Raw genomic sequence first — 13,759 nt, forward strand, 5'->3', positions numbered from 1 at the left:
AGTCGGACGATCCCGGGTTGATGTCAAGGGGTGAAATCGCCGCGGAGGTCGCGCGACAGCTTAGTCATTGTTTTCCAGTGAGCGGGCGGGATGAACCGTTGCTTACGGCGAGGAGAAAAAGGGTGAATGACAGTCAAATACATCATTCATTCGCCATTCAGCCGACAACTGGAACAATAGGTCGTTCCGAGCATTTAGGCTGAAAATTACGGGGCGCAAAACGGAAGCAATTCCGACCGCTTATGTTTTCCAGGAGGAAACAGGTGAAAAAGTTACTTTTACGGGTAGCCGCTCTCGGCGCCTTGATGCTGGCGCCGTCGATTGCTTCGGCTGCCGTGCAGGGATTCGCAACCGCGAACGTGAACATGCGGTCTGGTCCGAGCACCGCCTATCCGGCGGTCACAGTGATCCCGGTCAGCGCGACCGTTACCATCAACGGCTGCATGAGCAGCGTGAACTGGTGCGACGTTTCGTTCTACGGCGGTCGTGGCTGGGTGTCGGGAAACTATGTCCAGGCGGCGTACCGTTCGAACCGCGTCTATGTCGCGCCCGACTACTATCAGGGTCTCGGCATCCCGACGGTGACCTTCGAAGTCAACGACTACTGGGGCCGCCATTATAGAGAGCGCAATTTCTATCGTGAACGTGATCGCTGGCGCGATTACAATTGGCGCGCCGATCGTCAGCCGCCGCCACCGCCGCGTTGGGATCGTGACAGACGTCCGCCGCCACCGCCTCCGGGTTGGGACCGCGACCGCGATCGTGACCGCTGGGACAACCGTCCCGGTTGGGACCGTGATCGCGGTGACCGCCGCGACCCGCCACGCGTCGACCGAGACCGAGACCGGGACGATCGTCGCCCACCGCCGCGTATCGATCGTGACGACGACCGTCGCCCTCCACCACCGCGTATCGACCGCGACCGGGATGACCGCCGTCCGCCACCGCGGATTGATCGCGACGACGACCGTCGCCCACCACCGCCGCGCATGGATCGTGGCGATGACCGCAGGGATGATCGCCGCCCGCCGCCGCGTGCCGAGCGCAATGACGAACGCAGAGAAGAACGTCGTCAGGAACCGCGTGCAGAGCGCAACAACGACCGTCGCGCCCCGCAGGGGGAAACGGAGCAGTGCGTCGGCCCGGGTTGCCGCAATCGCTAAAGCGACAACGGTGGACGAGCTCCGCCGTGAATGGTTATAGTTGATGATAGTCGGGGGCCGCGAGAGCGGCCCTTTTCATGTTCGGCGGTTTTCCGCGGATAATCGCGAAATACTGCCTCCGGTTTTTGCCGGGCGTACCGTTCTGGCCTGTTCCGGCCATTGCACCGCCAGCCCCTTTTCGATATGAGACCCCCGCAACTTTGTGACTCCAGGCCTTGAGGCCCGGAGAGCAGAGAAACGGGAAGCAGACGTTCCAGCGTATGGTGCCGGGACGAAACAGTGGTTTTTGTCGAATGGCTCGCATCGTGATGAAGTTCGGCGGCACGTCCGTCGCCAATCTTGACCGTATCCACAATGTGGCACGCCATGTGAAACGCGAGGTCGACGCTGGCCATGAAGTGGCCGTCGTCGTTTCCGCCATGTCGGGCAAGACCAACGAGCTGGTGGGCTGGGTACAGGACACGCCGAAGGTCAATGGCGCCGATTCTCCCTTTTACGATGCGCGCGAATACGATGCCGTTGTTGCCTCCGGCGAGCAGGTGACATCGGGTCTGCTTGCGATCGCGCTGCAGTCGATGGGGATCAACGCGCGCTCCTGGCAGGGTTGGCAGTTGCCGATCCGCACCGACAATGCCCATGGCGCGGCACGCATTCAGGAAATCGACGGTTCCGACATCATCAAGCGGATGGGCGAGGGCCAAGTGGCCGTCGTTGCCGGCTTCCAGGGCATCGGCCCGGACAACCGGATCGCGACGCTCGGTCGCGGCGGTTCCGACACTTCGGCGGTGGCAATTGCTGCCGCTCTCGAGGCCGATCGTTGCGATATCTATACGGATGTCGATGGCGTCTATACGACGGACCCGCGCATCGTGCCCAAGGCGCGGCGCCTGAAGAAGATTTCGTTCGAGGAAATGCTCGAAATGGCATCGCTCGGCGCCAAGGTGTTGCAGGTGCGCTCAGTTGAACTTGCCATGGTTCACAAGGTTCGCACCTTCGTGCGCTCCAGTTTCGAGGATCCCGATGCACCGGGCATGGGCGACCTCATCAACCCGCCCGGTACTTTGATTTGCGACGAGGAAGAGATCGTGGAACAGGAAGTCGTCACCGGCATCGCCTACGCCAAGGATGAAGCGCAGATCTCCCTGCGTCGTCTCTCCGACCGGCCAGGCGTTTCTGCCGCCATCTTCGGCCCGCTGGCTGAAAATCACATCAATGTCGACATGATCGTCCAGAACATTTCCGAGGACGGATCAAAGACCGACATGACCTTCACCGTGCCTTATGGGGACGTGGCGAAGGCCATCAGCGTTCTCGAAGACAACAAGGAAAAGATCGGCTTCGACGTCGTGCAGAGCGAATCGGGTCTCGCAAAGGTGTCGGTGATCGGCATCGGCATGCGCAGCCATGCTGGCGTGGCCGCGACCGCTTTCAAGGCACTTGCCGAAAAGTCGATCAACATCAAGGCGATCACCACCTCGGAAATCAAGATTTCGATCCTGATCGCCGGTGACTACTCGGAACTTGCAGTTCGGTCTTTGCATTCCGCCTACGGTCTCGATAAGACTTGATCGTCAACCGGTTCGCCGCGTGGGTGTGAAACTCGCGCGGCCACTTCCGGATTAAAGATGCATTCGGGAGCAATGATGCCGATGAGAGACATGTCGGCCGGGCCGCGCGTTCTTCTGAAGCGGCTCCGCGAGTTGATGGCCGAGCCACTTGAGCCGCAGGAGCGGCTTGACCGGATCGTGCGCCAGATCGCCAGCAACATGGTAGCGGAGGTTTGCTCCGTCTACGTGTTGCGCTCCGATGGTGTGCTCGAGCTTTATGCCACCGAGGGCCTCAACAAGGAGGCTGTCCATACATCGCAGCTGAAGATGGGGCAGGGCCTGGTCGGCACGATCGCCGCATCGGCACAGCCGCTCAATCTTTCCGATGCGCAGGCGCATCCCGCCTTCCGATACCTGCCGGAAACCGGCGAAGAGATCTACCACTCCTTCCTCGGCGTGCCGATCCTGCGCGCCGGCCGTACGCTCGGCGTGCTCGTCGTGCAGAACAAGGCCAGCCGCAACTACCGCGAAGACGAGGTCGAGGCGCTCGAGACGACGGCGATGGTGATCGCCGAGATGATCGCGACCGGCGACCTGAAGAAGATCACGGCACCGGGGCTGGAGCTGGACCTCACCCGCGCCGTCACGATCGCGGCCAACGGCTATAACGAGGGCATCGGGCTCGGCCATGTCGTGCTGCACGAGCCGCGCATCGTCGTTACCAATCTTCTCAACGAGGACTCGGACAAGGAAATCCTCCGTCTGGCCGAAGCGCTCGGATCGCTCCGGATCTCGATCGACGACATGCTGCAGCGCCGCGACGTGGCGCAGGAGGGCGAGCACCGCGAGGTTCTCGAGACCTACCGCATGTTCGCGCACGACCAGGGATGGGTGCGCCGCATGGAAGAGGCGATCCATAACGGACTGACGGCGGAAGCTGCGGTCGAAAAGGTGCAGAGCGACACCAAGGCGCGGATGATGCGCTTGACCGACCCTTATCTGCGCGAGCGGATGCATGATTTCGACGATCTGGCCAACCGGTTGCTGCGCCAGCTGACCGGCTATTCCGGCCGGGCGACGGACGAAAACTTCCCGCTCGATGCGATCATTCTGGCGCGCGCCATGGGTGCCGCGGAACTGCTCGATTACCCGCGCGAGAACCTGCGCGGCCTGGTGCTGGAAGAAGGTGCGGTCACCAGCCATGTGGTGATTGTGGCCCGCGCCATGGGTATTCCGGTTGTCGGCCAGGCGACGGGTCTGGTTGCGCTTGCCGAAAACGGCGATCCCATCATCATCGACGGTGACGACGGCCAGGTGCATGTGCGCCCGATGGCGGATCTGCAGAAGGCCTATGAGGAAAAGGTCAAGCTGCGGGCCCGGCGCCAGGAACAGTTCAAGGCACTGCGCTCGGTCGAGCCGGTGACCAAGGATGGCAAGGCGATCAGCCTCAATATGAATGCCGGCCTTTTGGTGGATCTGCCGCAGCTTGCTGAATCCGGTGCGCAGGGTATCGGCCTGTTCCGCACTGAGCTGCAGTTCATGATTGCCTCGACTATGCCGAAGCTTGAGGAACAGGAGGCGTTTTATCGCGCCGTGATCCGTCAGGCGGCGGGCCTTCCGGTGACGTTCCGCACGCTCGATATCGGTGGCGACAAGGTGGTCTCGTACCTCCGCAGCCAGGAAGAGGAAAACCCGGCGCTGGGATGGCGGGCGATCCGCCTGTCTCTCGATCGGCCGGGCCTGCTGCGCACCCAGATGCGCGCGCTGCTGCGGGCATCGGCGGGTGCCGAGCTGCGCATGATGCTGCCGATGATCACCGAGGTTTCAGAAATCCGCGCGGTGCGCGAGCTGTTCCAGAAGGAAGTCCAGCATCTTTCCAAATTCGGCCACAGCCTGCCGCGCAAGCTGCAGTTCGGCGCGATGCTGGAAGTGCCGTCGCTGATGTGGCAGCTGGATGAACTGATGGCGGAAGTGGATTTCGTATCGGTCGGCTCAAACGACCTGTTCCAGTTCGCCATGGCCGCTGACCGGGGCAATGCCCGCGTTTCCGACCGATTCGATATTCTCGGCAAGCCGTTCCTGCGCATTCTTCGTGATATCGCCCGCGCCGGCGAAAAGAACCGGACGCCGGTGACCTTGTGCGGCGAGATGGCCGGCAAGCCGCTTTCCGCCATGGCGCTGATCGGCGTCGGTTTCCGCTCGGTCTCGATGGCGGCAACCTCGATCGGGCCGGTCAAGGCGATGCTGCTTGGTCTCGATGCAGGGCAGTTGGCCGAGGAGCTGAACGCCGCGCTCGACGACGTGCGCTCGGACGAGCCGATCCGCAATTTGCTGTTGCGGTTTGCGGAAACCAACAACATTCCCGTATAGAAAAACACAAAGAACAAGAGTGGAGTGATTGGGTGGCGAAGCTTCCTGTCGAAAAGATGCGCGAACTGGAACGCCGGTTCGGCGAGATCGAGGCGCGCATGTCGGAAGGTCCGGCTGCCGATGTCTATGTGAAGCTGGCATCGGAATATTCCGAACTGCAGCCGGTGGTGACCAAGATCCGTGAATACGAAAAGACGCTGGCTGAAGTCGCCGACCTGCGTGCGATGCTTGTCGACAAGGCGACCGACCGCGAGATGCGCGAGTTGGCCGAGATGGAGTTGCCGGATGCGGAAGAGCGCATCGAGCAGCTGGAAAAGGACATGCAGATCCTGCTCCTTCCCAAGGATGCAGCCGACGAGCGCAGCGCTATCCTGGAAATTCGCGCCGGCACCGGCGGCAACGAGGCGGCGCTGTTTGCCGGCGACCTCTTCCGCATGTACGAGCGCTACGCCAGTGCCCATGGCTGGAAGGTGGAAGTGCTGTCTGCCAGCGACGGCGAAGCGGGCGGTTTCCGCGAAGTCATCGCCACGGTGACCGGCCGCGGCGTCTTTTCCAAGCTGAAATTCGAAAGCGGCGTGCACCGAGTGCAGCGCGTGCCTGATACGGAAACGCAGGGGCGCATCCATACCTCGGCCGCGACGGTCGCGGTTTTGCCCGAAGCGGAAGAGATCGATATCGAGATCAAGGCGGACGATATCCGCATCGATACGATGCGGGCATCCGGCGCCGGCGGCCAGCACGTCAACACCACCGACTCTGCCGTGCGCATCACCCACCTGCCGACGGGGCTGGTTGTCACCAGTTCGGAAAAGTCGCAGCATCAGAACCGCGCGAAAGCCATGCAGGTCCTGCGCTCCAGGCTCTATGACATGGAGCGGCAGAAAGCCGACAGCGAACGCTCTGCGGACCGCAAGAGCCAGGTCGGCTCGGGCGACCGTTCGGAGCGCATCCGCACCTACAATTTCCCTCAAGGGCGCGTGACCGACCACCGTATCAACCTGACGCTCTACAAGCTCGACCGGATGATGATCGGCGAGATCGACGAAGTCGTCGATGCGCTGATTTCGGATTATCAGGCCGGACAGCTGGCGCAGCTCGGCGAGCAGCACGGATGAGCGAGCAACCGGCGTCCGCGCTGAAGGCGGTGGTGGCGGATGCAAGGGCGCAGTTTGCCGGAGCAGGGATCGCCGATGCGGCCATCGAGGCAAGGCTTCTGATCGGTGGCTTGCTGGGACTCACTTCGACCGAGGTTTTTGTCGATGGCGACCGGGTGGTCGATCCCGGCGACATGGCTCGAATTGCGGATGCCGTGGCCAGGCGGCTAGGTCACGAGCCGGTTCACCGTATTCTAGGCATGCGGGCGTTTCACGGGCTGGACCTGTTGCTCTCGAAAGAGACGCTGGAGCCGCGGCCGGATACCGAACTCCTGGTCGAATGCATGCTGCCCGTGCTCAGACGGATCGTTGCGGATAAGGGCCATGCCCGCGTGCTCGATCTTGGCACCGGGACCGGCGCCATCATTCTGGCACTGCTGAGCGAGGTTCCGCAAGCAACGGGCGTCGGCTCCGATATCTCTGACGATGCGCTTTCGACGGCGACGCGCAATGCGCAACGTCTTGATCTTGGCGAGCGGTTTCAGGGCGTCAGAAGTCATTGGTTTGACGCAATTGACGGGCGTTTCGACATAATCGTGTCAAACCCGCCCTATATCAGAAGCGATGTCATTCCTGAACTAGAGCCGGAAGTTCGCGATTTCGATCCGCCGGCCGCGTTGGACGGCGGACCCGATGGCCTGGATGCCTACCGGGCAATCGCATCGCAGGCCGAGCACTTTCTCGAACTGCGCGGTCCACAGGAAGACGGCTCGTTTCCCAAGGACGAAGGGTCGATCGGCGTCGAGATCGGGTTCGATCAGCGAGACACGGTGACACGTATCTTTGAGGATGCAGGCTTCATCTTGACGCAAGCAAGACGTGATTATGGTAACAACGATCGCGTGCTTGTCTTTACGAGAGGTGGCCCTTGATTATCCAGGCTTTCGATGTTGCAAAGCAAAAGAAAGGGCTTGGAATCCTTCAGGAAGCGAGTTAGCGTAAATCACGCATCGGGGCGGCTGGGAGTGAACAACGATTCGTTCTCGCTAAAAGGTCAACCGTAGAACCGGCTCTTTTCGAAGACCGAGCAGGTTGAGCAGATCCAGTGCGTGATCAGGTAATTTGACTTTGAAAGCGGCAGGCCGCCTTGGTCGACCTGCGCATGGCACGCGAAGTCCTGTTCCGGCGATGACCGGCGGGCCGCGTGGCCTTTTATCAGCGAAGACAGAGAGTTGGTGAACGATATATGAGGCCAGGACAGCAAAACAAGCGCGGTCGGGGGCGTGGCAGCAACAATGGCGGCAGCAGCAATGGCGGCAGCGGCGGTGGAAACAACAATTTCAATCGCAAGGGCGGCAACCCGCTCAGCCGGTCCTATGACAGCTCCGGCCCGGATGTAAAAATCCGCGGCACCGCTCAGCACATCGCCGAAAAATACTCGACGCTTGCTCGTGATGCGCAAAGCGCAGGCGACCGTGTCATGGCCGAAAACTACCTGCAGCATGCGGAACACTATTACCGCATCATTGCTGCAGCGCAGGCACAGATGCAGGACCGTTTCCAGCATCAGGAGCGTGGCGAATACCAGGACCGCGACGGCAACTCGATCGATCAAGACGATATGGATCAGGGTGACGGCGACGATATGGGCTACGCACCACAGCCGATGATGGACGAGCAGCCACGCCGCGAGCATAATTCCAGCCAGAACTCTGGACAGCACTCAGGCCAGAATTCCGGTCAAAACTCTGGACAGAACCCGGGTCAAAACTCTGGGCACAACCAGGGCAGCCAGTCCGGCCAGGACCAGCAGCCGCGCGAAAACCGGCGTGACCGAAACGAGCGCCGCGAGCGTCGCCCGGAACGTCCCGACCGCCCAGAGCGTCAGGACCGTGCAGAGCGCGCACCTGAACAGGGCAGCGAGCAGCCGATGGAGCAGCCTGCTGCACCGGCTGCCGAACAGCCGGTCGCTCCGACACGGACCAGACAGCGCGCGCCTCAGGTCACCGAAGCTCCGGTAGCCGTTGCGCCTGTGGTCGATGGATCCGGCCCGCAGCCTGATATCGAGGGCACGCCGGTCGAGGTTTCGGTCGAAGAGGAATCGCAGACGGAAGCCACGCCACGCCGTCGCCGCACGGCAGGTAACCGTCCACGTCGCCAGACCCGCAAGGATGCCGATGCGGCAGACGGCGGAGATGCCGGCGACGGTGACGACAAGCCGGCCTTGGCAGAAGCTGGCGAGTAAGCCAATCTTCTAGAGAACGAATGATATAAAAACTCCGGTCGAAAGGCCGGAGTTTTTCTTTTTGGGGTAGCCGAAAGCTCTTGCGGGAGATCGCCATGCTGCACCTGGCTCGTCTTGGATCCTATCCCGTGCACGTTTTGCACCTGTCACCTCGCCGGTCTTACCCGGGTGCGGTGGCGAGTTGTCGGCTCGATGACATCGCGCGATCCCGGCTTGATCGACGCCGCGCCAATATCGCCTGAATCCTCTTCTCCGCGTCTTTAAATCACAAAATCGCGCTCCCATATCTTCACCAAGGCCGGTTGGCCGGCCGGGTTCGCCTTTGAAGGGAGCCCCATCTCAATCATCGGTCTGTGCCTCCATGGAGGGCAGGGCGATTCAGGAGGTTTATCTTATGAACATCGAAAAATATTCCGAGCGGGTACGGGGCTTCCTTCAGTCTGCCCAGACCCAGGCCCTGTCCGCTGGTCATCAGCAGTTTACGCCAGAGCACCTGCTTAAGGTTCTGCTCGACGACGACCAGGGCATGGCTTCCGCATTGATCGAACGCGCTGGCGGCAGCGCCAAGGATGCGCGCATCGCAAACGACGCTGCACTTTCCAAGCTTCCGAAGGTATCGGGCGGCAATGGCGAGATCTATCTTTCGCAGCCGCTGGCAAAAGTGTTTTCGACAGCGGAAGAAGCCGCCAAGAAGGCCGGCGACAGCTTTGTCACGGTCGAACGACTGCTGCTGGCGCTTTTGATCGAAAGCTCGGCCTCGACATCGGCCAGCTTGAAGAAGGCGGGGCTGACGGCGCAGGGTCTCAACCAGGTCATCAACGACCTGCGCAAGGGCCGCACCGCCGACAGCGCCACCGCTGAACAGGGCTTTGAGGCCCTGAAGAAATATGCCCGCGACCTGACAACCGAAGCGCGCGATGGCCGGCTAGATCCGGTGATCGGCCGTGACGACGAAATCCGCCGCACGATCCAAGTTCTGTCGCGCCGCACCAAGAACAATCCCGTCCTGATCGGCGAGCCCGGCGTCGGCAAGACGGCGATCGCCGAAGGTCTGGCGCTCCGTATCGTCAATGGCGACGTGCCGGAAAGCCTCAAAGACAAGAAGCTGATGGCGCTCGACATGGGCGCGCTGATTGCGGGTGCCAAATATCGCGGCGAGTTCGAAGAGCGGCTGAAGAGCGTGCTGAACGAGGTGCAGTCGGAAAACGGCGAGATCATCCTGTTCATCGACGAGATGCACACGCTTGTCGGTGCCGGCAAGGCGGATGGCGCGATGGACGCGTCCAACCTTCTGAAGCCCGCTCTTGCCCGCGGCGAGCTGCATTGCGTCGGCGCGACCACGCTCGACGAATACCGCAAGCATGTGGAAAAGGATCCGGCCCTTGCCCGTCGTTTCCAGCCGGTCATGGTTGAGGAGCCGACGGTCGAGGATACGATCTCGATCCTGCGCGGCCTCAAGGAGAAGTACGAGCAGCACCATAAGGTCCGTATCTCGGATTCGGCGCTGGTTGCGGCCGCGACCTTGTCGAGCCGTTACATCGCCGACCGGTTCCTGCCGGACAAGGCGATCGACCTGATGGATGAAGCCGCATCGCGGCTGCGGATGCAGGTGGATTCCAAGCCCGAAGAGCTGGACGAGCTCGATCGCCGCATCATGCAGCTGAAGATCGAGCGCGAGGCGCTGAAGAAGGAAACCGACACTGCCTCGGCCGACCGGCTGGTGCGGCTGGAGACCGAAGTGACGTCGCTGGAAGAGCAGGCGGATGCACTGACTGCGCGCTGGCAGGCCGAAAAGCAGAAGCTTGGACTCGCCGCCGATCTCAAGGGTAAGCTCGACGAAGCACGCAACGAACTCGCCACTGCCCAGCGCAAGGGTGAGTACCAGCGTGCCGGCGAGCTGACCTACGGCGTCATTCCCGATCTCGAAAAGGAGCTCGCACAGGCGGAAGCGCAGGACAGTTCCACCAATGCGATGGTGCAGGAAGTGGTCAATCCGGATGCGATCGCGCATGTGGTGTCCCGCTGGACCGGTATTCCCGTCGACAAGATGCTGGAAGGCGAGCGCGACAAGCTGCTGCGGATGGAAGACGAGTTGGCGAAATCGGTCGTCGGCCAGGGCGATGCGGTGCAGGCGGTGTCGCGTGCGGTTCGCCGTTCCCGTGCCGGATTGCAGGATCCGAACCGGCCGATCGGCTCGTTCATCTTCCTCGGCCCAACCGGGGTTGGCAAGACCGAGCTTACCAAGTCGCTCGCACGCTTCATGTTCGACGACGAAACCGCGATGGTGCGCCTCGACATGTCGGAATACATGGAGAAGCATTCCGTCTCGCGGCTGATCGGCGCGCCTCCCGGCTATGTCGGCTATGACGAAGGCGGTGCACTGACCGAAGCGATCCGGCGCAAGCCCTACCAGATCGTTCTGTTCGACGAGATCGAAAAGGCGCATCCCGATGTCTTCAACGTTCTCCTGCAGGTTCTCGACGACGGGCGCCTGACGGACGGGCAGGGCCGCACGGTCGACTTCAAGAACACGATGATCATCATGACCTCGAATCTCGGAGCCGAATATCTGACCGGTCTTCGCGAGGACGAGGATTCCGAAAGCGTGCGCGAGCAGGTGATGGGCGTGGTGAAGGCGTCGTTCCGGCCTGAGTTCCTCAACCGCGTTGACGAAATCATCCTGTTCCACAGGCTGAAGCGCAACGAGATGGGTGCGATCGTCGATATCCAGCTGCAGCGCCTGCTGAAGCTTCTGGCCGATCGCAAGGTGGAACTGGACCTGGACGGCGATGCCCGCGAATGGCTGGCGAACAAGGGTTACGACCCGGTCTATGGCGCGCGGCCGCTGAAGCGGGTGATCCAGAAGTTCGTGCAGGATCCGTTGGCCGAGCAGATCCTTGCCGGACAGATCCCGGACGGATCGACGATCAACGTGACGTCGGGCTCAGACCGGCTGCTGTTTCGTATCAAGGGCAGCATGAGCGAAGCCGCGTAAACGCAAACGGCGATCGAAAAATGAGGCCGCACCGGAAACGGGGCGGCCTTTTTCGTTTGGAAGCTAAGATTAGCGGCTGGCGACTTCGGCAGGCTTCGACGTGCTCTTCAGCAGCGCATCGATGCGGGTGCGTTCTTCCTCGAACCGCGCCAGTGCCTTGCCGTCGAGCGACTTGCCGCCGGGCAGGCGCACCTTCATTGGGTCGACCTTGGTGCCGTTGACCACAAGTTCGTAATGGAGATGGGCGCCGGTGGATTGGCCGGTCGAACCGACATAGCCGATCACCTGACCCTGGGTCACCTTGGCGCCTTCGCGCACGCCCTTGGCGATCGCGCTCTGGTGATTGTAGGACGAGACATAACCGTTGGCATGGCGCACGAGAGTCTGGTTGCCGTAACCGCCGCTGTCCCAGCCCGCCTTTTCGACGGTGCCGTTGCCGGTGGCGATGATCGGTGTGCCGCGCGGGGCCGCCCAATCGGAGCCGGTATGCATCAAGGCCCGGCCGAGGATCGGATGGTTACGCATGCCGAAGCCTGACGTGAAGCGTCCGTTCGGAACCGGATTGCGCAACAGGAACTGCCGGACGCTGCGGCCGTCCTGATCGAAGTAATCGACCGAACCGTCATCCTGATCCTGGAACCGGTAAAACCGGGTAGTCGTGTCGCCAAACCTGGCGTTTACATAGAGAAGTTCCGAATCCCGGCTGGCCTGGCCCTTTTCGTCCGCAACCGAGAAGAAAGCCTCGATCATGTCGGAAGGACGCAGCTGCGCCTGGAGATCCACATTGCTGGCGAGAAGCTTGACGAGCAGCGATGTCATGTCGCTGTTCATGCCGTAGGAGAGGGCAGCGCGATAAATGCCGTCATAGACATCGGGCAATTCGCGGCCGGCGACGATAGCCGGTTGCTCGCTGAACGCGGATGCGACCGCATCCAGCATCTGTGGTTCCTTGCCGTCGATGAAATGGCCCTTGTCGTCGGCGGCCACCGTGATCTGGTGGTTGCCGCGGCGATAGATGCTGGCGCGCACGACGAGGACCATCTGGCCCTCCTGGATCACGCCGATGCGGATCACGTCGCCCGCGGCCACATCTTCGCTGCCGATCCGCGACTTGAGGTAGCCGGCGATTTCGCGGGCCTTGGTCTCGGGGTAGCCGACCGATGTCATCGCCTGGGCGATCGTGGTCGGCTGGCGGACCGGGATGATATCGTCTGCATATTCGCGGCTGCGGGCGGTGAACGGTTCGGGCGTCGAGACCGACATGTTCTGCTCGACAATGCGGGCCGCCAGACCCGATGTCAGGTCGACATCCTCGTCTTCGGAAGAGAAGCGCTGCGGGTCCACATAATAGAGTGCCGAGAGCTGGGTATTGCCTGATGTCAGGACGGAGCCGTTGGAGCGGACGTTTTCTTCCACTTCCTCGAGCGTCATCGGCGCCGCATAGGCATAGGTGCCGCCCTTCACCGGGAAGGGCACCGTCTGCAGGCTGACATCGGATTCCACATTGGAACCGTAGATCACGCCGGTGCGGCTGTTGGGCGGCGGCGGCGCTTCGCTGGAGGAGAAGATGCTGAGCGGATCGAATTTCGGATAGGCTTCCGGCGCGACGTTGTTGACGGCAAGGTTCATCTTCACATGCGCGAAGGGCCGGCGGCGCACGACTTCCTTATTGCCCTCGTGAACGACGGTCGACACTTCCATGATCCGCCGGTCGGTCGGCATGGCAACGATATTGCCGCCGAGGAGGCGCTTGCCGCGCGACGTGATGTCGTCGTCATGATCTGAAGGGATCGCGGCAGAGGCTTCGGCAGGCGTGGCAAGCTGCTGGCGGCCATCGAGCGCTGCAAACAGCGCGACGCCCATCAGGAGAGACGATGTAATGCCGGTCAAGAACGTTCCGGAAAGCCAGCGCATGGAAATTTCGCGCCGATCTGGCGCGCGACGGCCATCGGCGAGGATCGGCGGTTCGTTGCCGAGCGTGCGTATCATGCTGCGGGCCGTCATCATGCCAGTCTTTGCCAGTCCCGTGATGCGTGTTCTTCCATAGACAGCAAGGGAATGCTGCCTGCAGTACCTTGGGCCAAACATGTGCCCGTTTCAGCGACATGAGTCAAACTCGGCTCGGGGGTCGAAGACCCAGGCCTTCGCGCGTACTCTATAGGGGCGAAATCACTCTTCATAGGCAAAGCTCTTCCCATGCGATTGTGAAGATGTCGGGGCGGTTTCAAGGCGGGGCCAAAGACAGGGTGGATTGCACACATAAACCTGGCGCCAAATACCCCGTTTTGGGGGCTCTTTCTGGTGGATTCCGATTTTATAGCGTCAAATCAGCAACTTACCGTTTT

The 13,759-nt window shown here is 61.6% G+C and carries 8 protein-coding genes; 7 read left to right on the forward strand and 1 reads right to left on the reverse strand.

The window, feature by feature from the left end; genetic code table 11:
* The first annotated feature begins 263 nt into the window (after window positions 1-263).
* The 7 genes from ACQY1K_RS23490 to clpB all read left to right on the forward strand — a co-directional run bounded on the left by ACQY1K_RS23490 (window position 264) and on the right by clpB (window position 11,414).
* The gene (locus ACQY1K_RS23490) at window positions 264-1,163 is read left to right on the forward strand and encodes an SH3 domain-containing protein (RefSeq protein ID WP_082471734.1); all 900 of its coding nucleotides are present in this window, start codon (window positions 264-266) and stop codon (window positions 1,161-1,163) included.
* A 293-nt stretch (window positions 1,164-1,456) separates the two neighbouring features.
* Window positions 1,457-2,731: an aspartate kinase gene (locus tag ACQY1K_RS23495; protein ID WP_430259860.1), complete on the forward strand. Its 1,275-nt coding sequence runs from the start codon at window positions 1,457-1,459 to the stop codon at window positions 2,729-2,731.
* 81 nt (window positions 2,732-2,812) lie between these two features.
* Window positions 2,813-5,080, forward strand: coding sequence for a phosphoenolpyruvate--protein phosphotransferase (gene ptsP, locus ACQY1K_RS23500; RefSeq protein WP_174197870.1), 2,268 nt, complete (start codon window positions 2,813-2,815; stop codon window positions 5,078-5,080).
* A 32-nt stretch (window positions 5,081-5,112) separates the two neighbouring features.
* Window positions 5,113-6,195 (forward strand): peptide chain release factor 1, encoded by a 1,083-nt coding sequence (gene prfA / locus ACQY1K_RS23505; RefSeq protein WP_062454274.1) that lies wholly within the window; start codon window positions 5,113-5,115, stop codon window positions 6,193-6,195.
* The gene (prmC, locus tag ACQY1K_RS23510) at window positions 6,192-7,106 is read left to right on the forward strand and encodes a peptide chain release factor N(5)-glutamine methyltransferase (protein WP_430259862.1); all 915 of its coding nucleotides are present in this window, start codon (window positions 6,192-6,194) and stop codon (window positions 7,104-7,106) included. The genes prfA and prmC overlap by 4 nt, the downstream gene beginning before the upstream one ends.
* A gap of 314 nt (window positions 7,107-7,420) precedes the next feature.
* Complete coding sequence (locus ACQY1K_RS23515) at window positions 7,421-8,419, forward strand: DUF4167 domain-containing protein (protein WP_430259864.1); 999 nt, start codon at window positions 7,421-7,423, stop codon at window positions 8,417-8,419.
* Between the two features lie 394 nt (window positions 8,420-8,813).
* Window positions 8,814-11,414 carry an ATP-dependent chaperone ClpB gene (gene clpB, locus ACQY1K_RS23520; protein ID WP_092664670.1) on the forward strand — a complete coding sequence of 867 codons (2,601 nt, stop codon included), beginning with the start codon at window positions 8,814-8,816 and terminating at the stop codon, window positions 11,412-11,414.
* Between the two features lie 69 nt (window positions 11,415-11,483).
* Here clpB and ACQY1K_RS23525 read toward each other — a convergent pair whose 3' ends face one another.
* Window positions 11,484-13,421, reverse strand: a complete 1,938-nt coding sequence (locus ACQY1K_RS23525) for a M23 family metallopeptidase (protein WP_113166643.1) — start codon at window positions 13,419-13,421, stop codon at window positions 11,484-11,486.
* Between the last annotated feature and the right edge of the window lie 338 nt (window positions 13,422-13,759).

This window comes from Neorhizobium sp. IRS_2294, assembly GCF_050500145.1.
GTDB classification, from domain to species: Bacteria; Pseudomonadota; Alphaproteobacteria; order Rhizobiales; family Rhizobiaceae; genus Neorhizobium; species Neorhizobium soli.

What these genes read in the sequence shown, in the direction of transcription:
- ACQY1K_RS23495 (WP_430259860.1), top strand. Translation starts at nt 1,457, where the DNA reads ATGGCTCGCATCGTGATGAAGTTCGGCGGCACGTCCGTCGCCAATCTT.
- ptsP (WP_174197870.1), top strand. Translation starts at nt 2,813, where the DNA reads ATGAGAGACATGTCGGCCGGGCCGCGCGTTCTTCTGAAGCGGCTCCGC.
- prmC (WP_430259862.1), top strand. Translation starts at nt 6,192, where the DNA reads ATGAGCGAGCAACCGGCGTCCGCGCTGAAGGCGGTGGTGGCGGATGCA.
- ACQY1K_RS23515 (WP_430259864.1), top strand. Translation starts at nt 7,421, where the DNA reads ATGAGGCCAGGACAGCAAAACAAGCGCGGTCGGGGGCGTGGCAGCAAC.
- clpB (WP_092664670.1), top strand. Translation starts at nt 8,814, where the DNA reads ATGAACATCGAAAAATATTCCGAGCGGGTACGGGGCTTCCTTCAGTCT.
- ACQY1K_RS23525 (WP_113166643.1), bottom strand. Translation starts at nt 13,421, where the DNA reads ATGATGACGGCCCGCAGCATGATACGCACGCTCGGCAACGAACCGCCG.